Source organism: Pseudomonas sp. USHLN015 (assembly GCF_037153275.1).
In the GTDB taxonomy this organism is placed as follows: Bacteria; Pseudomonadota; Gammaproteobacteria; order Pseudomonadales; family Pseudomonadaceae; genus Metapseudomonas; species Metapseudomonas tohonis.
This window is the reverse complement of the sequence record NZ_JBBCKP010000009.1, coordinates 62,409-86,032: the sequence shown is the minus strand read 5'-3', so window position 1 is coordinate 86,032 and position 23,624 is coordinate 62,409. Positions and strand designations below refer to the sequence as shown.

Below are 23,624 nucleotides of genomic sequence, written 5' to 3'. Positions count from 1 at the left end.
CCCTGGGCCGCTCGTGACGAGGCCTGTCATTCCAGGGCTTCGGTCGTCGCGGTGAAGCGCTCGCGCAGCAGGTGGCGCAGGGATGCGCCCAGCGCCTCGCCGTGGCCAAGGCCTGCGAATGACTGGAAGCGGGCGTCGAGGCCGGGGACCTGGGCGAGGTCCTCGACCAGCTTGGTGGCGGCACGTTCCGGGTAGGGCTCGGCGGTGCCGCGCGGGTTGGCCGGCTCCTCGCTGCCGCGCATCAGCAGCAGGCGCGCCGGGTGGCCGGCGATGCGCTGCTCCAGCCCCGGGCGTTCGGCGAGGATGACGCCATCGGCCCACCAGAGCGACGGGCTGGCGGCGGCGAACTGGCTGAACTGCTGCGGCCGGGTGAACAGCGCATGGAGCACCAGCAGGCCGCCGTAGGAGTGGCCCCAGAGCGTCTGCCGGCTGGCGTCGAAGGGCGCTTGCGCCGCCACCGCCGGGCGCATTTTCTGCTGCAGCAGATCGAGGAAGGCATCGGCACCGCCGCTGGGCTGGCCGGTGAGCGGGTCGCGCTGGCCGGGTTTGCCGGGCTGTCGGGGCGTGTAGTCCAGGGTGCGGGCATTGCGCTCGATGCGTTGCGGGGTCTGGTAGCCGATGGCGACCAGCAGCGGTGCGTCGCCCTTGGCCAGGTCGTTCAGCAGGGATTCGTCGAGCACGCCGAGGGCGGCGTTGCCGTCGAGCATCCACACCACCGGGTAGCCGCTGGCCGGGGCCGGGCTCCTGGGTCTGGCGATCCACAGCTGGTAGTGGCGCTGGCCGTCGGCGGAATCGAGTTTCAGGCTGCTGAAGGCGTAGGGCAGGTCCTGGCGCTGCAGCAGGCGCGTGTCCATCAGGGCGTTGGGGTCGGGTCGCGCCTGGGGCGCGACGCCGGGGAATGCCGCAGCCAGGGCGAGGGCCAGGGCGGCGGTGAAGCGGGGCAGTCTCATCAGGTGGTCTCGACGGTCAGAACGAGGCGGTCATGCTGGTGTAGAGGGTGCGGCCGGGCTCGTTGTAGGTAGCCGCGCCGGCACCATCGATATTGTTCACGCCCTGGGCGTTGCCCTCGCGGTACAGGCGCTTGTCCAGCAGGTTGTCGACGCCGACGGTGAAGCTGAGGTTTTCGCTCAGGTCATAGGTGCCGCTCAGGCCCAGCAACGCGTAGGGCGAGAGCTGGTTGTTGGCATTGCCGGTGACGCGGTTGCCCTGGTAGCCGTATTTCTTCGGCTTCTGCTTGCCGTACCAGGCGACGCTGGCCTGGAAGGACAGGTCGTCGCGGGCCTGCCAGTCGAGCATGGAGTTGAGGGTGTAGGCCGGGGTCACCGAGAGGACGTCGCCGGTTTCCTTGTTCTTCGATCGCAGCATCCAGGTCAGGTTGTTGGTCCAGGTCAGCTGCTCGGTGAGCGGCAGGGTGAGGTTGCCCTCGAGGCCTTCCACCAGGGCCTCGGGCACGTTCTCCCACTGGAAGATGCGGGCGTTGGCGTAGTTCACGCCGCCGACCACCTGGCCGCCGGTGGCGTTGCCGATGGAGGCCATGCCGGACTCGATCTTGTTCCGGTAGTCGTTGCGGAACCAGGTCAGGCCGGCGACCAGGCCGTCCTTCTTGTACTCGATGCCCAGTTCCTTGTTGACGCTGGTCTCGGCATCCAGGTTCTCGTTGCCGCGCAGGTAGCAGCTGGTGCTCTGCCCGGAGCAGCCCTGGCCACGGCTGTAGAGCAGGTAGTCGGGGTTGAGCTGGTACAGGTTCGGCGCCTTGTAGGCGCGGGCGATGCCGGCCTTCAGGGTCAGGGTGTCGGTCAGCGCGTGGGACAGGTTGAGCGACGGGCTCCAGTTGTTGCCGACGATGTCGTGGTGGTCGAAACGCAGGCCCGGGGTGAGCATGGTGCCGGGCGCCAGCTCGATGTTGTCTTCGGCGAACAGCGAGAAGATCCGTGCCTCGGAGGTGGTGTCGCGGCCGCTGCTGGCGAGGCCGCCGATGGCGCCGCCTTCGGTGGTGGTCTGGGTGTTGGAGCTTGGGTCATCCAGCTGCTGGCGGGTCCATTCGCTGCCCAGGGTGAGGGTCTGCGGCAGGCCGGCATCCAGCGGCAGGTTGAGCTCGCCGTGGGCGGTGAGGTCGCGCAGTACGGCGGTGTAGTAGCCGCTGTTGGCGAAGATGCCTTCGGTGCCGCCGGCCAGGCCTTCGTTGATGCGGTTGTTGCGGGTCTTCTCGTACTGCAGGTAGGCGAGCGAGCTGCCGAAGTCCCAGTCGCCACGGTGGGTCAGGGCATAGGTCTCGCGGAAGGTGCGGTTGGTCTCGTGGCCGAGCATCTTCTTCACGGTGGCGTTGCTGTTGGTGTTCTGGGTGTCGCCGGTGTAGAGGTTGCCCTGGCGGCTGAAGCCGGTCTCCAGTTCCAGGGTCTGCTCCGGGGTGAAGCGCCAGCTGAGCAGGCCGTTGACGTCCTTGTTGCGCACGCCTTCGCGGCCGGCGGGCAGGGTGCCGGCCTGGTTTCCGGTACGGGCGGACTCGTGTCCGGCGTTGATGTCCCAGTCGTCCGACTCGGTCTTGGCGACGTTGCCGTAGACGCGGTAGCTGAGGTTGTCGGTCAGCGGGCCGTTGAGGCCGAAGCTCAGGCGCTGGCTGGCGCCTTCGTCCTTGTGGGTGGGGAAGGAGGTGTAGACGGTGGCGTTGCCGTGGGGCGTGGCGCCGGCCTGCCGGGTGATGATGTTGACCACGCCACCCGCCGCGCCATTGCCGTAGCGCGCGGCCGCCGGGCCACGGATGACCTCGATGCGCTCGACCTGGTCGGCCGGCACCCAGTTGGTGTCGCCACGGCTGTCACGTTCGCCGCGCCAGCCGTAGCGCACGGCATTGCGGCTGCTCACCGGCCGCCCATCCACCAGGATCAGGGTGTTCTCCGGGCCCATGCCGCGGATGTCGATCTGGCGATTGTTGCCGCGCTGGCCGCTGGTTGAGTTACCGGTGAGGTTCACGCCCGGCATGGTGCGGATGATCTGCGACAGGTCGTTGGCCGGCAGGCGCTTCCTGATGTCCTCGGCGGTGATCACCGACACGCCCGGTGCCTGCTTGGTCTCTTCCTCGGCGGTGGCGATGACGTTCTGGGCGTCCAGCACGAGGCCGGAGCCGCCGGTTTCGGCGCTGGCCGCGTGCACGGCGAACGACAGCAGGCCGCTGGACAACAGCAGGAAGGGGATGGCGGTGGAAGACGGGCGAGGCGACATGGACGATCTCCGGTAATGCCGAGTGAACGCGAAGATCACGAATGATATTAATTGTTATTTGAGAGTAAAGCGCATTAACTTTCTAAACACTTCGTGAGTGCCCGGTTACGGCCTCCTTCGCTGGGTCCTGCGGCGGGTCGGCGCTTGCCGTTCAGTGGATCCCCGCCTGCGCGGGATGACGAGGCGGGGAGGTTGTGCGTACGCCGTCACCCTCGCGAACGCGGGGGGCCACTGTTGAGCGTTCGTAGCCCGGGCTTTAGCGCGGGGTTTACATGGCGCCGTTCCCGGGCTGAAGCCCGGGCTACATGAGGGGACATCACGCTGCCGGCAGGCGCAGGTGCAGGCATAGGCCCGGGTGGGCGTTGCTGGCCCAGAGCCGGCCGCCTTGCAGTTCGATGGCGCGGCGGGCGATGGCCAGGCCCAGGCCGAAGCCTTCGCCGGTGCCGCCGTCCAGGCGCTGGTAGGGCAGGAAGATGCGTTCCAGGTCCGCCTCGGCGACGCCCGGGCCCTGGTCGCGCAGGCGCAGGTGCCAGGTCTCGCCGTCGCGCTCGCCGTCGAGGTGCACCGAGCCCCCTTCCGGGGAGTGGCGGATGGCGTTGCGCAGGAGGTTTTCCAGGGCCTGGGCCAGGCTGTCGAGGTGGACCTGCACGCAGCAGTCGGCGTCCAGGCTGCAGGGCAGCCGCGCGGCGTCCCAGCCGCTTTCGAAGCAGGCGTCCTCGCGCAGGGCTTCCCACACCGACAGCACCTGCACCGGCTCGGTGGGCAGTTGCGGGCGTTCGGTGTCCATCCAGGCGAGGTCGAGGGTGTCTTCCAGCAGGCGCTGCATGTCGGTGATCTCGCGACCCAGCCGCTGGCGCAGCTGTTCAGGGGGCAGGTCGCTGTCGTGAGCGATGCGCAGCCGGGCCAGCGGGGTGCGCATCTCGTGGGACAGGGTGCGCAGCAGCAGGCGCTGCTGGCCCAGGCTCAGGCGCAGGCGCTCGGCCATGTGCTCCAGGGCTTCGGCCAGTTCGCCCAGTTCGTCGCGGCGGTCGGCCAGCGGCGTGCCCAGCGGCGCGGTGTCGAGTTCGTCGGCGCGCAGGGCATCGGCGCGGTCACGCAGGCGGTTCAGCGGCACGACGAGATGGCGGTAGATCAGCAGTCCGAGCAGGGCTGCCAGCAGCGTCGGCACCACGCCGTGGGTGACGAGGTGGGTCCAGGGCGTGAGGCCGCCGGGCAGCAGGCGTTCGGGCAGTTGCAGCACCAGGCGGCCATTCTCCGGGTGCTCGGGGAACTCGATGCTGACGAAGGGCAGTTCGTCTTGCAGGCGCCGGCTCATGGGCCAGTCGAGCTTGCGCATGAAGGTCAGGTGGGCGGATTCCTCCGCGCTCAGCGGCGTGCCGTCGAGACTTTCCAGGCGCGGGCCGAGCACGGCCACCCAGGTACCTTCGCGGCGGCTCAGTGCCTGGCGCAAGCGTGCCACGCCCGCGGCGCCTCCGTTCTCCCAGGCCTGTTCGGCCTGCTGCGCGTATTGCGCCAGGTAGTCGCGGTCGGCCGGGGCGAGGAAGTAGGTGCTGCGCTCCACCGACAGGCCCCAGGTGTAGATGAGCCAGGTGAGCAGCAGGCAGAAGCCGACCTGCAGAAGCGCCAGCTTCCACAGCAGGGGGTGGCGGCGCATCAGGAGCGTTCCGTTTCGACCAGCAGGTAGCCCTGGCCGCGCACGGCCTGGATCTGCAGATGGTGGATGCCGATGTCGGCCAGTTTGCGGCGCAGGTTGCAGACGTGCACGTCGAGCCCGCGGTCCAGCCGCGTGTAGGCACGGTGCAGCACGCATCGGTAGAGGAAGGGCTTGCTCAGCGCCTCGCCGGGGTGCGCCTGCAGGGTGGCCAGCAGGCGGTATTCCGACGGTGTGAGCCCGGCCGCGCGGCCTGAGAGGGTCACGTCCTGGGCCTGCTCGTCGAGGTGCAGCGATGGACCCGGGCGTTGCGCCGCCTGGCGCCGGTCGAGGCGCACGCGGCGCAGCAGGGCATCGGTCCGGGCGTCCAGCTCGGCGAGGCTGAACGGCTTGGGCAGGTAGTCGTCGGCTCCCCGGGTGAAACCCGTGATGCGGTCCTGCTCGGCCCCCAGTGCGGACATCAGCATCACCGGGGTGTCCTGCCGCTGGCGCAGGGCCTCGAGCAGCTGCAGGCCGTCGAGGCCGGGCAGCATGATGTCCAGCAGCACCAGGTCGAAGGGCGCGCATTCGGCGGCGGCCAGGCCCAGGGTGCCGGTGGCGCAGGCGGTGACGGCGAAGCCGCGCTGGCGGAAGTGCAGGTCCAGGTCTTCGCGCAGCCGGGGATCGTCTTCGACCAGCAGCAGGCGCGGGGAGGGGGCGGGGCGTTCGATATGAGAATGTTTCACATTTGAAATATCTCATTGCCAGGGGGTTCCTGGCAATCGCGCGATGGTCACAGGGGTCAGTGCGTGGCGGGCTCCACCACCACCTGGTTGCGGCCCTGGCGCTTGGCCCGGTACATCATTTCGTCGGCCTGCTTGAAGGTGGCTTCCAGGCTCCGCCCGCCGGGCGTCCACTCGGCCACGCCGAGGGAGATGGTCACCTGGCCGACGCCTTCGGTATGTGCCTCCTCCACCGAGTGGCGCAGGCGTTCGGCGACCTCCGAGGCTTCCGCCAGCGTGGTGCCGGGCAGCAACAGGAGGAACTCCTCGCCGCCCACGCGGCAGGCCAGGTCGCGGTCCCGCGAGCAGGCCTGCATCACCGTGGCGATCACCTTGAGCGTGCGGTCGCCGGCATCGTGGCCGAAGCGGTCGTTGACCTTCTTGAAGTGATCGATGTCCAGCGCCACCACCGCGAGGTCGCGCTCGCCGCCCTGGATGGCCACCAGGGCTTCGTCCATCGCGCGGCGGTTCAGCAGGCCCGTCAGCGGGTCGGTCTGCGCCTCGTGGTTGAGGCGGCCGAGCTTCTCCTGCATCAGGGCGATGCCGGTGATCAGCGCCTGCTTGATGTGCGCGGCCTCGAAGTACCAGGCGCGCACCGTGGCCAGGCGTTCCGAGCTGCCCGGCTCGCCCATCTGGCGGGCGCCGGCGGCCAGCTGGCGCAGCGGGTCGGCGATCAGCTGTGTCGTCCACCAGAGCACCGCGAAGCCCAATAGCGCCAGGGGCATTGCGGCGACGAGCACGTGATGCACCAACCCCTCCAGCGCCACCAGGGTGGCCTCGCGCGGCTGCTGCGAAACCACGCCCCAGCCGGTTCCCGGGATGCCGGCATACCCGGCGAGCATCTCCACGCCCTTGGAATTCACATAGGCCAGGGTGCCGCTGCGCCCGGTGAGCACGGCATCGTCGACGGCGCTGGCACCGACCTGCTGGCCGATGCGCGCGGGGTCCGGGTGATAGAGCAGCCGGCGGTTGGCGTCGATCAGGTAGACGTAGGCGTCCTGGTGGAAGTGCAGGCCGATCAGGCCGTGCAGCAGGTTGTCCTTGCGCATGTAGATCGAGCCGCCGACCAGGCCCAGGTACTGGCCGTCGGCATCGCGCACCGGCTGCGAGACGAACACCACCAGCCGCCCGCTGGCGGCGTTGAAGGGGGCGCTGATCAGCGCGCGGCGTGCGTTCAGCGCCTCCTCGAGGCCGGGGGAACGGCCGCTTCCATCGAGCTGTGGCGCCTCGGGCACGGCGGCCAGCACGCGGCCATCGGCGGCGACCACGGCGATGGCGTTGAAGCCGGCATCCTGCAGGTCGAGCCGGCGCGCTTCCTCGGCGAGCAGCTGCGGGTCATCGAAGTGCTTGCCCAGCAGCGCCGCGCTGTACGCCAGCTGTTGCTGGGCCGCCTGCAACTGGGCGCCGATGCTGCTGGCCAGCTTCTGGGCGTAGGCGTGGTTGTTCTTCAGCGCGCCGTCCAACAGCGAGGTCTTCTGCACCCGTTAGGCCGCGTACAGGCCGTTGGCCAGCGTGGCGATGCAGGCCAGCAGGACCAGCAGCAGGATCAGGTGGCGGAGCCGCGTCGCGGGGAAGGGGGTGGGGTTCATCGACGACGACGCTCCTGCGACGCTTGGGGGGCCCGGCCGCGCCCAACGGCGGCATGCAGCTGGGGCGGCGTCAGCAGTGTAGCCAAGGCGCGGCGGCCCGCCCCGGGGCGCTGGCCCTCAGTCGAAACCCTTGAACACGGCGAATTCCTCCACCGGGGCACGTTCGGAGCGCAACTGGTTGATCGGTGCGGTGCGGTCGGCGTGGCCGAGCGCCATGGCGCAGTAGAGCAGTTCGTGCCCGGGCAGCCCGAAGTGGGCGTGCAGGCTCTGGCGCACCATGCCCCAGGCTTCCTGCATGCAGGTGGCGAGGCCGCGCTCCTCGGCCACCAGCGCCAGCGACTGCATGAACATGCCCAGGTGCGCCCATTGGCCGTGGCCCATGGAACGGTCGATGACGAAGAACAGCCCGACCGGCGCGCCGAAGAACTGGAAGTTGCGCGACATGGCGCGCAGGCGGGCGGCCTTGTCCTCACGGGGGATGCCGAGCCTGGCATAGAGCGCCTCGCCGATGGCATGGCGGCGGGTGCGGTAGGGCTCGGCCAGCCCCTCGGGGTAGATGGGATGGTCGCCGGCCTCGCCGGCGGGGTTCTTCATCAGGGTTTCCAGGGCGATGCGCTCGACCTCGGCCTTGGCGGCGCCACTCACGGCGATCACCTTCCAGGGCTGCAGGTTGCCCCCCGAGGGTGACCAGCGTGCGGTGTCGAGCAGTGCGCGCACGGTGGCAGCGTCGACGGGTTCATCGGTGTAGGCGCGGACTGAGATGCGTTGCTGCAGCATTTCGGCTACGGACATGGCGACGTTCCTCGGCAGGTGATGGCGCGGCCTGGGCCGCGCGCGGGCCCGGCCGAACTTAGCGAAAAGCCCGTGCTTGCCGCCACAGGCAGAACTGCCAAGAACCATCACCCGCGCGCTCCTCGCCGGTCGAGCGGGCGATGGCCGGGTTCATTGCGAGGGGGGGCCGGGCTGCTCCCAGAAACGCGGGAAGGTTTCGTGCGGGTACTGCTTGCCGTCGTACTTGAGAGTCTTGCGCACGGTGCGCAGGTATTTCTCCCCGGCGGCCGAGTCGCCGGTCACCTTGGCAGCCAGGACCAGGTCGGCGAAGCCGTTGCTGCTCGTCCTGGCGAGGTCGAGGGTGACCTTGGCGCTCTCGGTCATGAAGTCCGGGTCGTTGACGCAGAGGGTGCCCTTGATGGTGGTCCATTCGCTGAGGTAGGCCTTGAGCACCGGCCGCAGGGCCTTGCCAGCCGGGGCGAACAGGGTCAGCTCCTCGTCCGAGCCGCCGTCCGGGCAACTGGCACCGCGGGCGGTGCTGTCGAACACCAGGCCGAAGGCGCGCACGCCCGGCGCCAGGTGGTAGCGGGCGGTGTCCAGCCACAGGCTGTCGCCGCTCACTTCGGTGGCCGCGTCCTCGTCCAGGGTCGAGTCGTAGCGCTCCAGCAGTGCGCCGCTCCTGCCGTCCACCTTGGCCACCAGCAGGGCCAGGCTGCGTTCACCCTGGGCGACGCCTTCATCGCCCGGCCGCACATAGGCGAGGGCGACCACCGACTGGGCCTTGTCGTCCGGCCAGGGTTTGCAGGCGGCGGCCACCAGCGGGCCTTCGCCGTCGCTGTCGGGCGTCGTCCAGCCGCTTTGCCCCAGTTGCTTGGCCAGGGCCTTGACCAAGGGGGCGGAGCAGGGTTGCGGGTCGCGGGCCTGGGCCGGGTTGGCGAGTACGGCACAGGCGAGCAGCGCGAGGTGGGGGGCGAAGGAGGCGAGGCGGCGGTAACGCTCCATGTCGACGGTTCCTTGAGGGGGAGAGGGCGACATTCTAGCGGCCGCCGCCGGGTTCGGTGTGGCTGACCGGTTCGCATTTCCGCCGATTGGTCGGCTAGCCGGCGCTGGTGGCCAGTGGCGCTCCGACCTGCCCGCGGGCGGGCTCGAACTCCAGAGCAGGGTCGGCGATGGGCTGGCGCAGGAGCATCTCGCGGTCGCGCTCGTAGTGGTTGAGCACGCGCCAGGGCAGGTGCCGGCCCTGGCGCGGCAGCAGGTCGGAACCGCGCTGCACGTAGCCCGACTGCAGGGCGCCCATGACGCTGCCTTCCTCCATCTCGCCCTCCGGTGCGCGCGGCGTGCACACCTCCAGGTCGTGCTTGCGCATGTGGTTGAACAGCCGGCACAGGTAGCTGGAGGCGATATCGGCCTTCAGCGTCCAGGGCGCGTTGGTGTAGCCGAACACCGAGCCCATGTTGGGGATGCCCTGGGCCAGCACGCCCTTGTAGGTGAGGCGGTCGGCCAGGCTTCGGCGCTGGCCGTCCACCAGCAGGTCGATACCGCCGAGCGCGCGCAGCTGCAGGCCGGTGGCGCTGACGATGATGTCCGCCGGCAGCTCGGCGCCGGATTCGAGGGCGATGCCCCGTTCGGTGAAGGTGGCGATGCGGTCGGTGACCACCGAGGCGCGACCCTCGCGCAGGGCGGCGAACAGATCGCCGTCGGGCACCGCGCAGAGGCGTTCGTCCCAGGGCATGTAGCTGGGCGTGAAGTGGCGCATGTCGACCTTGCCGCCGAGCTGCTTCCTGACGCTGCCCAGCAACCAGGCGCGGACCTTCCCTGGCCAGCGCCGCGCGGCCTTGTAGATGACCCGCTGCAACCAGATGTTGCGCTTGCGGGCCATGGCGTAGACCCAGCGCTCGGGCAGCACGCGGCGCAACGCGGCCGAGACCACGTCCTTGCCGGGCACGCTGATGATGTAGCTGGGCGAGCGCTGCAGCATGATGACGTGCCCGGCGCGCCCGGCCATGGCCGGCACCAGGGTCACGGCGGTGGCGCCGCTGCCGATGACCACCACGCGCTTGCCGTCGTAGTCGAGGTCTTCGGGCCAGTGCTGCGGGTGGACCAGGCGGCCCTGGAAGCGCTGCATGCCGGGGAAGTCCGGCTGGTAGCCGCGGTCATAGTCGTAGTAGCCGACGCAGGAGACCAGGAAGCGACCGGTGAACACCCGCTGCACGCCGCTGGCCTCGTCGCGGGTCTTCACGGTCCACACCCTCTCGTGGCTGGACCAGGAGGCCTCGGTGCAGGCCAGGCCGAAACGGATCTTGCGGTCGACGCCATGCTCGCGGGCGGTGTCTTCGATGTACTGGCGGATGGTGTCGCCGTCGGCCAGGGTCTTGAGTCGGTCCCAGGGGCGGAAGGCGAAGCCGAAGCTGAACATGTCGGCATCCGAGCGGATGCCGGGGTAGCGGAACAAGTCCCAGGTGCCGCCCACGGCCTGGCGCCGCTCGATGATGGCGAAGTCCATCTGCGGCGCTTCGCGCACCAGGTGGCAGCCCATGCCGATGCCCGAGAGTCCGGCGCCGATGATCAGCACGTCGTGATGGTCGTTCAAGGTCTGCCTTCCTTTTGTTGTTCTTGTGTGGAACCAGTCATAGCAGGCTTTCCCCAGCCTGCCCGCCGGCCCTTTGGCGGGTTTTCCGCGAGCCCGTCCCGGCTCGGCGTGTCGTGGGGAATGTGGGAGCGGCTTCGACCGTGAAGGCGCATCGCGAATGAATTCGGTCCCACGGGCTCTTAGCCCGGGGGTTGCAGGACACGCGCGCGGTCAGTGCTCGCGTCGGTAGCTGAAGCGGCAACCGCTGGGGTCGGTGAAGGTGAGGCCGTCGGCGTCCAGGCTGTAGCCATAGCTCACCAGTGCGTCGTTGGCGGTGGAGAGGGTGACGCGGCCTGGCCCTTCGATGTGCCAGGTGCCGCTGTCCCACCAGGTGAAGCCGCCGGGCACCTCGGGGGTGCCGCTGTACAGGCCGTTGGCGTCGAAGCGCAGGCTGCTGGCGTACTTCGCCGCGCAGGCCGGGGACGGGCTCTTGCGCCACTGTCCCAGCAGTTGGTTTTCCAGGTCGGTCATCTCGGGCTCCGGTCATCACCAGCAGCGGGGCGCCGCATGACGGCGCCCCTTGCCAGCCGTTTCAGTCCTACTTGGCACCGGCCGCCAGGCCCGTGGTCCTGGCCCGTGCCTTCGGCGCCTTGCCCAGCTCCTTGAGCACGCCACCGGCATCGCCGAGCAGTGTCGTCAGTTTGCTGCGTTCGGTGTTGCTCATCACCGTATCGTAGTCGAGCAGCACGCTCGCGCCCTTCGGATCGGCCTTGCGCTTATGGAAGCGCTTGGCCAGCCGCTTGGCTGCGATGGCGGCGAAGTGCGGTTTGAGCACTGCCGAATCCATCGCCGCCTGGATGGCGTCCAGGCCCTCGGTGAGGTGGTCGCCGCCGATGGCCAGCACCAGGTGCGCGTCCGGCGTGGAGAGTACGCGGTGGGCAGCCTCGGCATGCCGCGCCTCGACCGCTGCCGTGACCATCACCGTGGCGCTGCCAGCCGCATGAGCGACCATGCCATCGATTTCCCAGTGCACCTCCACCTTCACCTCGTGCACGCCGGGCACGCCGAACAGCGCCCCTTCGGCTCCGCGCATCAGGGTCATGGATTCGCTGATCCGCTCGCCCGGCTGCAGCAGCGCGTAGGGTTGGTCCTCGATGCAATGCACCAGGGTGCGGAAGCTGCGCACGGTGCCGGATGGATCACTGACGCTACCGCTGACGAAGTCACTCTTCAGGCTGAGGTTGGCCGGCACCTTCACGGGCTGGTCGCCACGGTTGACCAGGGCTATGCCGACGCGCACCGGAGCGCCAAGGGGCACTTCGCCGAGCAGCGGGGTGACGTCCACGTCGAGCCCCAGGACTTCGGCTTCCAGGTCCGTCGGGGTGATGTTCGGAGCAGCCGTGGAGGCACCGCCGAAGGCCACCGAGCCGGACCGTACGAAGGGGTCGGGGTAGTGGCGCAGCTGCTTGAGGTTGTCCGGATGGAAGGACCACTGGATGTTGCTGGGGAAGGGCGTGGCCGGGGTGCCGGCGGCGGCGATCACGTCGCTGGTGCACATGAAGCCGAAGTCCGCCGAGTTGTGATAGAGCCCCATGGCGTGGCCGATCTCGTGTACGGCGGTGCGGAAGTAGGGGGCTGCCGCCGTGCCGAAGCGCTTGCCGCTGACCGTCCCCCAGCCGGCCGCGATGGTCCAGTGCGAGGCGATGCCGATGCCCTCGCGGGGCACGTTGTTGGAGTCGGTACCGCCGTTGTCGTACATGATCCCGCGCGGGGTGGAGTCGATGTTCTTCACCGCCAGCACGTGGTAGCGCCACTCGGTATCCAGGTTGACCACCGCGCGCCGGGCCAGCATCGCCGCGTGCATCTCGGCATCGGACCAGGACGCGCCGCTGGCCTCGGCGACATTGGTGTCGCTGGCGTGCACGGTGACCTGCCAGCCCACTGCATCCATCACCGTCTGCCAGGTGTGGCCGAGGCCGCTGTTGGTTGGTTGCTCGGAGCCAGAGACGGTGTCGATCTCCACGGTGCAGCGGCGGTAGTAGCTCGACAGCCAGCCCATGGTCAGGCGTCCGATCACGGCGTTGGCCGCGTTCTTCACATCGCCCTCGGCGTAGTCACCGGAGGAGGGGTAGCCCGCCGGCGCGGCCATGCGCACCATCTGGGTGGTGAGGGTGGAGTCCAGCGCCCAACTGTTGGGCGCGGTGAAGCGCCACAGCTCGAAGCCGAGGCTGAAGCTGTTGCCCAGGTAGAAGTGCTCCGGCAGCGAGGTGACGCGGATGTAGTAGCGGTAGCGTGAGCGCGAGAGGATAGGGATGCCCGACGCTGGGTTGGGCCCGGCCAGGAGGATCGGCTTCAGGCTGGTTTCCGGGCGCCCGCCCAGCAGGGGGATCGGCGAGGCGATTGGCAGCGGCAGGAAAATGGTCGGGCGCTGGTAGAGGTCGCCGCTGGCGGTTCGCCCGGCAGCGTGGGATTCCACGCGCAGGGTGCCGTCATAGGACACCAGCGGCGCCCCGGTGGGCTTGTAGTTGAGCAGCCAGCAACCGGGGCGGATGCTGCGCAGTGGCGGCACGATGATCGGGCCGGGGATGGGCTTGGGCAGTTCGGTCATGGGAAGGGCGGCGGCCGCTCGGGCGTCTTCCTGCTCGGGCGGCTGTACATCGGGCATGGGAGGGATTCTGTCGAGGCTGGACATCGTTGAACACTCCTATTCAACAAGGGGCGCACCCTGCCCGTACTCCCAACCACGCGAGCCATTGCATGACGCCGGTACGACACCCCTGGAAGGTTCCTTTTTTAGGGTCGTGTCATGCGTACCGCGTGCGCATGGCCCCGTGAGTATGCGACTGCCCGGGGCCCTGCATAGTGCCGCCCATCGCCCGCAGGACGGGCGGCGTGACCGATTGTCGGAGCGCCCGCAAGCCCTGTAAGGGCGCCGCTACACAGCCCCGTGCAACCGAACTTTTCGTGCTTGTCGATATGCCGTAAAGGCGTTTGCGTGGGGAGGGGGCGAGGGGGGTGGTCGGCCGTGGGAATCGGTGGGCTGAAGCCCACCCTACGCCCACCCAAGCCCACCCGCCCGCGCCGAGCCTACCTTTGCAGGTGCGAATTCATTTGAGCGTGCTCATGAGTCATCGGCTCTGCCTGTGACGATTTGAATCGAGAGCCCTGCAGGATGAACGCGTGCCGCAGGGTGTGCGGTGCGTACCGCCGCTCGGTGCTTCCGGCGAGCTCCAGGTGCGCGCAGCACACCCTACGTCTTGAGTGAGCGGTTGCTGCATGCCCCGAACCAGGGCGTGGATGTTTACCCGCTTAACGGCGCGCGCTCCGGACCGCTGTCAGCGGGTACGGATCTCCCCCCGCGCCAGGCTTTGGGCATCGTTGCCCAGCGCGTCCTTCAACGCCATGTCGGCGCCTTTCTCGCGCAGCTGGTCCAGCAACCGGGTGCGCTGGAACAGGGCGGCGTACATGGCGGCGGTCTGCCCGGCAGCGTTGCGCTGGTCGGTGGGGCAGGGGGTGTTCATCAGGCGGTGGGCGATGCCCAGTTCGGCCTTGAAGATGGCGCCCATCAGGGCGGTGTTGCCGCGGCCGTCCTGCAGGCAGGGATCGGCGCCGGCGGCGAGCAGTGCGTCGACCGCTTCGGCGTGGCCGTGGTAGGCGGCGAGGATCAGCGCGCTGTAGCCCCTGGCATCCTGGATGTCGAGGTCGTAGCCGGACTCGATGAAGGCCTGGAGCACCTCCAGCCGGCCTTCGCGCGCGGCGTCGAGATAGCGCTGGGCCAGCTCGGCCCTGATGGCGGCCGGGTCGGACGCCGGTTCGGCCTGGGCCAGGCCGGCACAGAGCAGCAGGGCGAGGAGTGCATGGTTCATCTCGGGCTCCTGGGGCCGGCCCGCGCGTGCGGGCCGGCGCTTGGCGGGTCAGTCGGCGAGCGTGGCGGCCAGGGCCTTCACCCGGGCCAGGTCGCCCCCGGCCACCTTGGCGACGCGGGTGCCGTAGTCGCTGTCGGCCTTGTACAGGTAGGCGAGCATCAGGTGCTTGCTCTCGCTGTCGGTGCCGGCGAGGGATTGGCCGAAGCTGTCGACCAGGTCCTGCTGGTCCTTCTTGCCGTAGGAGCGGTACAGGTCACCGGCCTGCTTGAAGTTCTGCTCGCGCTGGATGGCGCGTTGCTGGGTGGTGCCCTGCAGCGGCGTCTCGACGTAGCGGGCGCTGGCGGTGGCCTCACGCGGTTGCAGGCGGCTCGGCTCGTAGTTAACGCCGCTGGTGGTGTGGCCGGCGTTCATGCTGCCGTCCTGGTTGCCGTTGTTCACCGCGCCACGGGGCTTGTTGACCGGCAGCGACAGGCCGTTGCTGCCCACCCGGTAGAGCTGGGTGTCGGCGTAGGCGAAGACGCGGCCCTGGAGCAGGCGGTCCTCGGAGGGTTCGATGCCGGGCACCAGGTTGGACGGTGCCATGGCCACCTGCTCGGTCTCCTGGAAGAAGTTGTCGACGTTGCGGTTCAGCACCATCTGGCCGATCTTGCGCTCGGGCACGTCGGGCCAGACCTTGGTGGCGTCCAGCGGGTCGAACTCGAAGCGCGCCAGGTCCCTGGGCTCGAGCACCTGGATGTACAGGTCCCATTTCGGGAAGTCGCCCTTGGCGATGGCGTTCACCAGGTCGTGGGTCATGTGGCTGTAGTCCTTGCCCTGGAGCGCTTCCACCTGCTTCGGGTCGAGGTTGCGGATGCCTTGCAGGCTCTTCCAGTGGAACTTCACGTAGTGCGTCTCGCCCTTGGCGTTCACCAGCTTGTAGGCGTGCACGCCGTTGCCGTCCATGAAGCGGTAGCCGGCCGGGGTGCCCTCGTTGGAATAGAGCAGGGTGAGGGTGCGGATGGCCTCGGGGTGGTGGGAGAAGAAGTCGAAGCGGCGTGAGTCGTCGTCCAGGTTGGTGCGCGGGTCCGGCTTGAAGGCGTGGACCATGTCCGGGAACTTGATGGCGTCGCGGATGAAGAAGGTGGGGAAGTTGTTGCCCACCAGGTCCCAGTTGCCATCGGCGGTGTAGAACTTGGTGGCGAAGCCGCGCGGGTCACGCAGGGTTTCCGGCGAGTGGTTGCCGTGCACCACCGAGGAGAAGCGCACGAAGACCGGCGTGCGTTCGCCGTTGCGGAACACCTTGGCGAGGGTCAGGTCGGCGATGTCCGCCGAGGCGGTGAACTCGCCGTGGGCCCCGGTGCCACGGGCGTGCACCACGCGCTCGGGGATGCGTTCACGGTCGAAGCGCTGGAGTTTCTGGATCAGCTGGACGTCCTGCAGCAGCACGGAACCCTTCGGTCCGGCTGTCTGAGAATTCTGGTTGTCGCCTACGGGGGCGCCGTTGTCACGGGTCAGCGGTGCGCCCACGGCCATGGAAAGATTGAACAGGCATGCCGCCGCCAGCAGGCCGGGGGCGGTGCGTTGGAATCTGGACATTTGCGTCTCCTGATGTCTCTGGTTCGGGTGTTGCGGCCTGAACCATAGGGAGCGCGGAGGGGCCCGGATAATAGGATTTCGTCAGCCTGTCGATTAGGAAATATTAAAGGTCCTGCGCGCGCCGCCTCCCTAGAGTTCTCGGGTACAAGCCGCACCCCGGATTCACAGGAGGCCGCCCTGGCAGCCCGCACACAGGAAGACCGATGACCCTGACCGAATTGCGTTACGCCGTTGCCCTGGCGCAGGAACAACATTTCGGCCGCGCCGCCGAGCGCTGCCATGTCAGCCAGCCCACCCTCTCGGTGGGCATGAAGCGGCTGGAGGACTACCTGGGCGTGCTGCTCTTCGAGCGCAGCAAGGGTGCCGTCTACCTCACGCCCATCGGCGAGAGCATCATCGAGCAGGCGCAGAAGGTGCTGGCCGAAGCCAATGCGGTGCTGGAGATGGCCCACGCCGGGCGCAACCAGCTGTCTTCGCCGCTGCGGGTCGGCGCCATCTACACCATCGGGCCCTATCTGTTCCCGCACCTGATCCCCCAGTTGCACACCGTGGCGCCGCAGATGCCGCTGTACATCGAGGAGAACTTCACCCACGTGCTGCGCGAGCGACTGCGGGAGGGCGAGCTGGACGCCATCATCGTCGCCTTGCCGTTCACCGAGCCCGACGTGCTGACCAAGGTGCTCTATGACGAAGCCCTGTGCGTGCTGCTGCCCGCCGAGCACCCCCTGGCGGCGGAGCAGCGTCTGTCGGCGGATGCGCTGGAGGACGCCGAGCTGCTGATCCTCGGCGAGGGGCATTGCTTCCGCGAGCGCGTGCTGGAGGTGTGCCCGGCCACCCAGCGCGCCAGCGTGGAATCCAGTTCCCTGGAGACCATCCGCCACATGGTAGCCTCCGGCCTCGGCGTCTCCGTGCTGCCGCACTCGGCGGTCTCCGGCCATCACTATTCGCCGGGCAGCGTGGCCATCCGTCATTTCAGTGCGCCGGTGCCGTTCCGCCAGGTGGCCATCGCCTGGCGCGCCAGCTTCCCGCGTCCCCGCGCGATCGACGTGCTGGCCGATTCGGTCAGGCTCTGCTCGGTTTCCCGTGGGCCGAACGGGGAGGTTTGAGAGGCGCTAGGACCGCCACTTCTCCAGGGCCGCCTGGCAATCCTCCACCAGCGCCGGCATGTGCGCCTCCAATTCCTGCCAGAGCAGCAGTGCCAGGGCCTCCTGCGCCGCCGTGCGCAGCGGCGCCCATTGCGGGTGGTCGAAGTTGTTGCCTTCCAGGTCGACGTAGGCCTCGTGGCTCAGGGCCTCGCAGGCGGCCAGGAGCGCCTGCAGGTGCGCATGGGCACGGGGCAGAAGGCGCGGCGGGAAGCCGTGGACGAAGGCGTGGAGGTATTGGAGGTGATCGGACCAGAGGTTGCAGTCGGCGCAGCAGCCGATGTTCGCCCGTTGCCATTCGGCGTCCCGGGCGAGGAACTGCAGCGCCGGGCCCAGTTCGCCCAGCAGGATGAGCCGGCGGTATTGCTCCTCGCCGTACCAGCGCCAGATCAGTAGCGCGAGGCTTTCCGGGGGCGCGTCGCTGTGCTGCTGGCAACCGCCCTGATGGATATCCGCTGTCATCGCCGCCTGCCTGGCTTCGCTGGAATGGTCGCGAAATCTAGCACGGGGAGGGCTGCCGGTGGTGCGGCGGCTTCAACGGTTCAAAGCGTCACGACCTTGTACTGCCAGAGCTCGCGGCCGCCCTTGTGGTACTCCTTCTTGTAGCTGACCAGGCCTTTGAACTCGGACCCCTTGCCTGCCCAGAAGTCCTTCCACCAGTTGCGGATCGACGCCTGGTCTTCATTGATGAGTTCCCACTCGCCCAGATTGGGATCGAGGAACAGCACGTGGCTCCTGTCAAGGCTGCTGAACGCCAGGGCATGCCCGCCATCGGAGCCATCCACCACGTAGATGTAGGCGCCCGGGACCGCCAGCACATGGTCGATCACATCCTGGCGCGTGCGCAGCCCGGTGAATTTCTTGAAGGGGCCGCCGCCTTCCCGCCTGGTCACCGTCAGGCCGAACCCCTCCATGCTCTTGTCGCTTTTCTTGTTGCGTTGCCTGTGGCTGTCCAGCAACTCCCGGATGGTGTCCGGGCCGATGATGTCGTAGATGGTTTCACCGGGCGTCAGATGGCCCGTCAGCGCTGCCCTGACCCAGCGGCGGCAGGCTTCGAGACAGACGCCACGGGCATCGTTCCCGGTGTAGGCGAGGGCGCTGGACTGGCTGACCTTGTGGCGTTCGATAGTCATGACACTTCCTTGTTCATGGGGTGGGCGTTCGTTGCGCTTTCTGGCCTGTTGGCTGAGGGAATGCAACAACGGAGGCGATGGAGACTAGCCAGCGTCAGAGTGCTGTCAATGGACGACAACGAGGTGGCCTCATGCTCAATTCCAGCCTTCATGCAGGGCTGTGCGCAGTCAAGATCACCCGGTTACAGGCGGGGCTTTCGCATGACGCGCAGGAAACACTTTGCAAAAGCCCGCTCGTTGAGCGCTTCCCCCGGGATTCTGTAATTTAGCCGCCGTGAAGCCGGGCCCCTCTGGCGGTTAATACCGCGATGTCGGAATCACAGTCTGTACAACTTCGACTGCAAGGAGGGGCTCCAATGACCGCCCTAGATACGTTCCTGTTTTCCGACTTCCTCGGCACCGCCACCTGGCTGTGGCTGGTCTTCTTCGCCGTGGTGTTCGCCCTGCTGGCCTTCGACCTGGGCGTGCTGCATCGCGATAACCGCGAGATCGGCGTCAAGGAAAGCCTGCTGCTCTCCGCCGGCTACATCACCGCCGGCCTGCTGTTCGGGCTCTGGGTGTTCTTCCAGAAGGGCGGCGACGCCAGCATGGATTACCTCACGGGCTTTCTCATCGAAAAGTCGCTGTCGATGGACAACGTGTTCCTCATGGCGATGATCTTCAGCTTCCTGGCCATCCCGCGCGAGTACCAGCACAAGGTGCTGTTCTGGGGAATCATGGGCGTGATCGTCCTGCGTGCGGTGATGATCGGCCTGGGCGCGGCGCTGATCCACGAGTTCAGCTGGATCCTCTACGTGTTCGGCGTGTTCCTGGCCATCACCGGAGTGAAGATGCTGTTCTCCAGGGTGGATGACCACCCGGACCTGGAGAACAACGCGCTGGTGAAGTTCCTGCGCCGGCACATGCGCGTCACCGACAGCCTGCACGGGCAGCGCTTCTTCGTGCGCCAGCCGGACGCCGCCGGCAAGACCGTGCTCTGGGCGACGCCGCTGTTCCTGGCGCTGATCCTCATCGAGTGCGCCGACCTGGTGTTCGCCATCGACAGCGTGCCGGCGATCTTCGCCATCACCCAGGACCCGTTCATCGTCTACACCTCGAACATCTTCGCGATCCTCGGCCTGCGCGCCCTGTACTTCGCCCTGGCGGCGCTGATCCACCGCTTCGCCTACCTGAAGTACGCCCTGGCCCTGGTGCTGGTGTTCATCGGCGCGAAGATCTTCCTGGTGGGCATCATCGGCAAGATCCCGGCGGTGATCTCCCTGAGCGTGACCCTGGGCCTGCTCATTGGCGGCGTGCTGCTGTCGCTGTACAAGACCCGTGGCCAGGCGGCGCAGCCCATCGAGGAAAACCGCGCGAGCTGATGGCGCGGTGTCACACCCGCCCCCTCGCGCACTGACGCGCCGAGGGGGCTTTTTGTTAGGCTGCGCTCCTTTTTTCGCAAGGAGCATCGCTTGGCCCTTTCAGCATGGAAGCACCTGCCCGCGTTGGCGGCCCTGTTCATCGCCACCACGGCGAACGCCCATACCCTGCCCAGCACGGTTTACCGGGGCACGGCAGGGGACATGCAGCTGGAGGTCATCCTCCAGTTCGACAGCGCCTGGGACGTCATGGCCGGGTTCGTCGAGACATCGGCCGCCGCCGATCACCTGACCCTGGAAGAGACCCCCTATGACGCCAGCGAGCCGCTGCTGATCAACCTGCGCGACGGCACGCCATTGCCGCCGGCGGCGATCGAACTGCAACCCTTCGCCCTCGACCAGAAGGTGCTGCAAGGGCGCTGGATCGACCTGCGCACCCGCGAGGAGCGTCCGCTGCAGCTGCAACGGGAGCAGGTGTTCCGCGAAGGCTCCAGGGCTGTCTACGAGGCCGACCTGCTGCAGCAGGGCACCAGCCAGGGCATGAGCTTCCGCGTGCATGCACGCAAGGCGGCCAACGAAGCGGTGTCGGTCTTCGACCGCATCACCGTCATCGACAAGGCGAGCGGCGCGACGCGACAGGTGATCGAGGGCCTGGATGCCTACTTCTTCGGCACCGACACCCTGCGGCTGGCCTACCTGGACGATGACGACGTCGTCGACTTCTCCTTCGTGCCCAAGCGCATCCGCGAGAGCGACAAGGCCCTGGCCAGTGGCACGGTGCAGTACTACCTGTACGATCCGGCGTCCGGCCGCTACGCACTGCACGCGGGCCTGACCGAGATGGCCGGCAGCGGCTCGCTGTACCCCGACGCCCACCAGCGCGGGCGCTTCGAATACCGTCCCGAAGGCGGCGATGGCTACCGGCCCGGCACCTTCCACGCGGGTTTCTATCGCCTGGACGCAGGGCAGCGGGTGGTGGCTGAACCGGCCGGGGAGGCCGCGCAATGAGCCGCCTGTTCCGTTCCTGCTTGCGTCTGGCGCTGCTCGCGGCCCTGTGTGGGCCCGGCCTGGCCGGCGCCGTGGATGTCTACCAGGGCACCCTCGGCAAGCAGGCGGTCACCCTGGTGACGTTCCAGCAGAACCGCATCATCCGCGGCGTGTATTTCTATGACCGCTACCGCACGCCGATCCGCCTCAAACCGGTGTTCAGCAACAACGAGCCCAACAACGGCATCGGCATGGACGAACTGGACGCCGGTGGGCTGCCGGCTGCGCGCATCCGTGTGTTCTTCTCGGGCTACTACAAGCGCGATGCCACCCTCAATGGCACCTGGACCGACTACCGCACCGGCAAGAGCCTGCCCATCCACATGAAGCACGTGGCCATGCTGCGCTCCGACGAAGCTTGGCCGGGGGCGACCACGGCGGTGTTGCAGGCGGCCTCCACCGAACGCTTCTACTTCCAGGTGCCGCTGGCCAAGGACGGTGGCCCGGCGTCGGCCATCGAGGTGTATGCGAAGAAGACCGGCAAGCGCGTGCAGACCCTGAGCCTGCCGGGCTGCCGCAGCGAGGATGTGGAAACCGTGCAACTGGCGGTGGAGCAGGGCGCTACCCAGTTGCGGGTGGGCAAGCGCTACCGCTGCGCGGGCGTGGCCTTTGCCTGGGACGAGGGCACGGGGCAGTTCGAATCCCTACGTTGAGACGCTCGAGCGGGCGTCTCCCGTGGCTCAGAGGAACTCGGCGCGGATGCGGTCGGTGTCGAACGGGGTGATGCCCTCGCTCAGGCCGAACAGCGTATCGGCCTGCTCGGGCGTGTCCACCCGGCTGCCGCGTGCCTCGGCATGCAGCGCGAACAGGGTGTGCAGGTCCGGGGCGGCGAGGCTGGTCATGGCGCGCAGCATCAGCGCGATGCCGCTGAGGTTGTTGGCGACGTTGTTCCAGCGCGGGTAGCCGCCCAGGCCGATGTCCGTCCAGATCAGGCAACTCTGCTCCAGGTCGATGATGAAGGGCAGGCAGGTCTGCTGGTTGGCGGAGAGGTCGAGGCGGTCTTCCACGGTGCGGGCCTCGAAGACCTCGCCGGAGTTCACATCGCTGCGGGCCATCCAGCCGGCGAAGCATTCCGGCAGGTCGCAATAGGGCTGGTTGGTGTAGCTGTTGACGCAGGGCACCACGAAGCGCAGGCCCTTGTCGCGCAGCAGTTGCAAGTCGAGGTCGATGAACTCGGCGGCGCCCTTGGGAGCGTCGACGATGTCACCGCTGTGGTGGCCGCCGTAGCCGTGCAGGTTGTAGTAGGAGACCACGTCCCGGAAGACGTAGGCGCCGTCGAAGAAGGCAGCGGACAGGTCGATGTCGGTGCGGCTGTGGCCGTTGGTCCACCAGAGGAACAGGCGGATATAGCGCGAGTCGGGCAGTGGCAGGCGGCTGCCGCGCACCAGGGTCCGCAGCGAGCGCGACGCCGAGCGCTGGGCCAGGGGCACCATGCGGTCGACCAGCTCCGGCGCCAGGTAGCAGCGGCCCAGTGGCGGGCGGCTGGCGAAGCGGGCCACCAGGGTGGCGCGGATCAGGGCGATGGCGTCGGCCAGGTGCTCGGGTGCTATCGGTGCGCGCCGGTCCGGGAGGCTCCAGGCGCGGGCGGCATCGCCCTTGGGGAAGAAGGTGCGCAGGGGCGCGTGCCCGCGATGTTCGAACTGCGCCAGGGCCTGCAACAGCACCGGCGTGGCGACCTGCTGGGCGACTTCGGCGAACTGCCCGAGCACGGACCCGGGCTGGGCGCTGATGCGCAGCAGGTGGTCCAGGCGCCGGGCCATTTCGCCGGGGCGGGCGGCCAGCTGCCGCGTGGCGGCCTGGGTGTCGCCGCTTTCCAGGGCATGCTCGACCTGGCCGTTGAACCCCTTGAACGGCAGGTCTTCGCGCAGCACCTTGAAGGCTTGCCAGGTCCGTGGGTACTGCTCGCGGTAGTCGCCGGGGTGCAGGCCTTCGCCGAGGCGCTTCCAGCGCTCGGGCCAGCGGCGCATGTCTTCGGTGGGGTCGCCAGTGGCTTCCAGCAGCGCTAGAAGCCGACGCCGTTCGCGGCGCTTGAAGCCCTTGAAACGGCAGGGCTCGACCAGCGAGACATCGCCATCGCAGAGCGCCACGGCCAGGCGCAGCACATCGGTGGCGGTGCCGACCCGCTGGTCGATGAAGCGCTCGGCACGTTCGCCGGGGACGAAGCGCAGCAGCCAGGCGGCGATCAGCGCGAGGTTTTCCTTGAAAGGGATCTCCTCGGGCAGCAGGTCCAGGACCTTTTCGCGGTATTGGCGCACGAACCACTGCAGGTCGGCCTTGTCCTCCACCGACAGCGAGGTGCGCGAGGCGGCCAGGCGGGTGCAGATCAGCTCGAATTCCGCCTGGGTGCCCAGCTCGATCTCACGCGGGTGGCGCTCGTGCAGCAGGGGCACCGGCCGGCTGGGGTCCTGCACGTAGAGGCGGCGCAGGGTCAGGTAGTGGTACACGGCACGCTGGTACAGCTGCGCCTCGTCGAGGGTCAGGCTGCCGGCCGGAAAGTCGGGGAACAGCGGGCGGTATTCGCGGTGCGCGCCGGTCATCGCGGTGAGGTAGCGACGCAGGTCGCGTAGCACCCGCTCTAGCTGTTCGGCGGAGAGGGTCAGCAGGCGTTCACCGAGCGCCTCGGAGAGCACGAAACCGAGCTGCTCGGTTTCCTTTTGCACCATGGCCAACTGGGCCAGGCTGGCGCCACCCTCACCGGGGCTGACCGCGAACTTGCGGCAGCGGCGCAGGAAGATTCCGTTCACGTCTGCTCCTGAAATGAAAAGCCCACCGTGAGGTGGGCGGGTGGGAAGCGGGCACCCTAGATTCAGGGGTAGAAGGAAGGACGCCCATAGCCACGGCGCTGAGGATATTGCAGGCGGCGGGAAAAATGAATCACCCCTTGCAGACGAATGCTCGACGCCTTCGCATCATGGCGATTCCCTGGAGGCACCGGCTGGTGGG

The 23,624-nt window shown here is 68.2% G+C and carries 19 protein-coding genes; 4 read left to right on the top strand and 15 right to left on the bottom strand.

The features are described 5' to 3' along the window. Window positions 1–26 precede the first annotated feature (26 nt). From WFQ67_RS18970 to katB, 12 genes are all read right to left on the bottom strand, one after another. On the bottom strand, window positions 27–950 hold the full coding sequence (locus WFQ67_RS18970; protein ID WP_213630060.1) for an alpha/beta hydrolase: 924 nt from the start codon (window positions 948–950) through the stop codon (window positions 27–29). 16 nt (window positions 951–966) lie between these two features. Further along, on the bottom strand, window positions 967–3,219 hold the full coding sequence (locus WFQ67_RS18965) for a TonB-dependent siderophore receptor (RefSeq protein WP_337057880.1): 2,253 nt from the start codon (window positions 3,217–3,219) through the stop codon (window positions 967–969). A gap of 316 nt (window positions 3,220–3,535) precedes the next feature. After that, complete coding sequence (locus WFQ67_RS18960; protein WP_337057879.1) at window positions 3,536–4,873, bottom strand: HAMP domain-containing sensor histidine kinase; 1,338 nt, start codon at window positions 4,871–4,873, stop codon at window positions 3,536–3,538. Continuing rightward, window positions 4,873–5,595 carry a response regulator transcription factor gene (locus WFQ67_RS18955; protein WP_337057878.1) on the bottom strand — a complete coding sequence of 241 codons (723 nt, stop codon included), beginning with the start codon at window positions 5,593–5,595 and terminating at the stop codon, window positions 4,873–4,875. Before WFQ67_RS18955 ends, WFQ67_RS18960 begins: the two co-directional genes overlap by 1 nt. Before the next feature lie 56 nt (window positions 5,596–5,651). Then, window positions 5,652–7,112 (bottom strand): GGDEF domain-containing protein, encoded by a 1,461-nt coding sequence (locus WFQ67_RS18950; protein WP_337057877.1) that lies wholly within the window; start codon window positions 7,110–7,112, stop codon window positions 5,652–5,654. Window positions 7,113–7,337: 225 nt separating this feature from the next. Continuing rightward, window positions 7,338–8,012 (bottom strand): nitroreductase, encoded by a 675-nt coding sequence (locus tag WFQ67_RS18945; protein WP_173175729.1) that lies wholly within the window; start codon window positions 8,010–8,012, stop codon window positions 7,338–7,340. A gap of 150 nt (window positions 8,013–8,162) precedes the next feature. After that, window positions 8,163–8,993: a hypothetical protein gene (locus WFQ67_RS18940; protein ID WP_337057876.1), complete on the bottom strand. Its 831-nt coding sequence runs from the start codon at window positions 8,991–8,993 to the stop codon at window positions 8,163–8,165. A 94-nt stretch (window positions 8,994–9,087) separates the two neighbouring features. Next, complete coding sequence (locus tag WFQ67_RS18935; protein WP_337057875.1) at window positions 9,088–10,581, bottom strand: flavin-containing monooxygenase; 1,494 nt, start codon at window positions 10,579–10,581, stop codon at window positions 9,088–9,090. Window positions 10,582–10,791: 210 nt separating this feature from the next. Beyond that, on the bottom strand, window positions 10,792–11,091 hold the full coding sequence (locus WFQ67_RS18930) for a hypothetical protein (protein ID WP_337057874.1): 300 nt from the start codon (window positions 11,089–11,091) through the stop codon (window positions 10,792–10,794). Between the two features lie 67 nt (window positions 11,092–11,158). Next, the gene (locus WFQ67_RS18925) at window positions 11,159–13,225 is read right to left on the bottom strand and encodes a hypothetical protein (protein ID WP_337057873.1); all 2,067 of its coding nucleotides are present in this window, start codon (window positions 13,223–13,225) and stop codon (window positions 11,159–11,161) included. A 670-nt stretch (window positions 13,226–13,895) separates the two neighbouring features. After that, on the bottom strand, window positions 13,896–14,426 hold the full coding sequence (locus tag WFQ67_RS18920; RefSeq protein ID WP_337057871.1) for an ankyrin repeat domain-containing protein: 531 nt from the start codon (window positions 14,424–14,426) through the stop codon (window positions 13,896–13,898). Window positions 14,427–14,474: 48 nt separating this feature from the next. Then, window positions 14,475–16,001, bottom strand: coding sequence for a catalase KatB (gene katB, locus WFQ67_RS18915; RefSeq protein ID WP_337057869.1), 1,527 nt, complete (start codon window positions 15,999–16,001; stop codon window positions 14,475–14,477). A gap of 203 nt (window positions 16,002–16,204) precedes the next feature. On the opposite strand from katB, the gene WFQ67_RS18910 reads away from it, so the two are divergent. After that, a complete protein-coding gene (locus WFQ67_RS18910; RefSeq protein ID WP_271106026.1) occupies window positions 16,205–17,107 on the top strand; it encodes a hydrogen peroxide-inducible genes activator in 903 nt (300 codons plus the stop codon). 6 nt (window positions 17,108–17,113) lie between these two features. Here WFQ67_RS18910 and WFQ67_RS18905 read toward each other — a convergent pair whose 3' ends face one another. Further along, window positions 17,114–17,605, bottom strand: a complete 492-nt coding sequence (locus WFQ67_RS18905; RefSeq protein WP_337057868.1) for a hypothetical protein — start codon at window positions 17,603–17,605, stop codon at window positions 17,114–17,116. Window positions 17,606–17,685: 80 nt separating this feature from the next. Continuing rightward, window positions 17,686–18,276 (bottom strand): YopT-type cysteine protease domain-containing protein, encoded by a 591-nt coding sequence (locus tag WFQ67_RS18900; RefSeq protein WP_337057867.1) that lies wholly within the window; start codon window positions 18,274–18,276, stop codon window positions 17,686–17,688. A gap of 356 nt (window positions 18,277–18,632) precedes the next feature. Between WFQ67_RS18900 and WFQ67_RS18895 the strand changes: the two genes are divergently transcribed. The 3 genes from WFQ67_RS18895 (at window position 18,633) to WFQ67_RS18885 (ending at window position 21,334) form a co-directional block, all read left to right on the top strand. Next, window positions 18,633–19,637, top strand: coding sequence for a TerC family protein (locus WFQ67_RS18895; protein ID WP_213630084.1), 1,005 nt, complete (start codon window positions 18,633–18,635; stop codon window positions 19,635–19,637). A gap of 90 nt (window positions 19,638–19,727) precedes the next feature. Further along, window positions 19,728–20,642: a hypothetical protein gene (locus tag WFQ67_RS18890; RefSeq protein ID WP_337057866.1), complete on the top strand. Its 915-nt coding sequence runs from the start codon at window positions 19,728–19,730 to the stop codon at window positions 20,640–20,642. After that, window positions 20,639–21,334, top strand: coding sequence for a hypothetical protein (locus WFQ67_RS18885; RefSeq protein WP_337057865.1), 696 nt, complete (start codon window positions 20,639–20,641; stop codon window positions 21,332–21,334). Before WFQ67_RS18890 ends, WFQ67_RS18885 begins: the two co-directional genes overlap by 4 nt. Window positions 21,335–21,361: 27 nt before the next feature. On the opposite strand, the gene WFQ67_RS18880 is transcribed toward WFQ67_RS18885, so the two are convergent. After that, window positions 21,362–23,425, bottom strand: a complete 2,064-nt coding sequence (locus WFQ67_RS18880) for a TerD family protein (RefSeq protein WP_337057864.1) — start codon at window positions 23,423–23,425, stop codon at window positions 21,362–21,364. Window positions 23,426–23,624 lie beyond the last annotated feature (199 nt).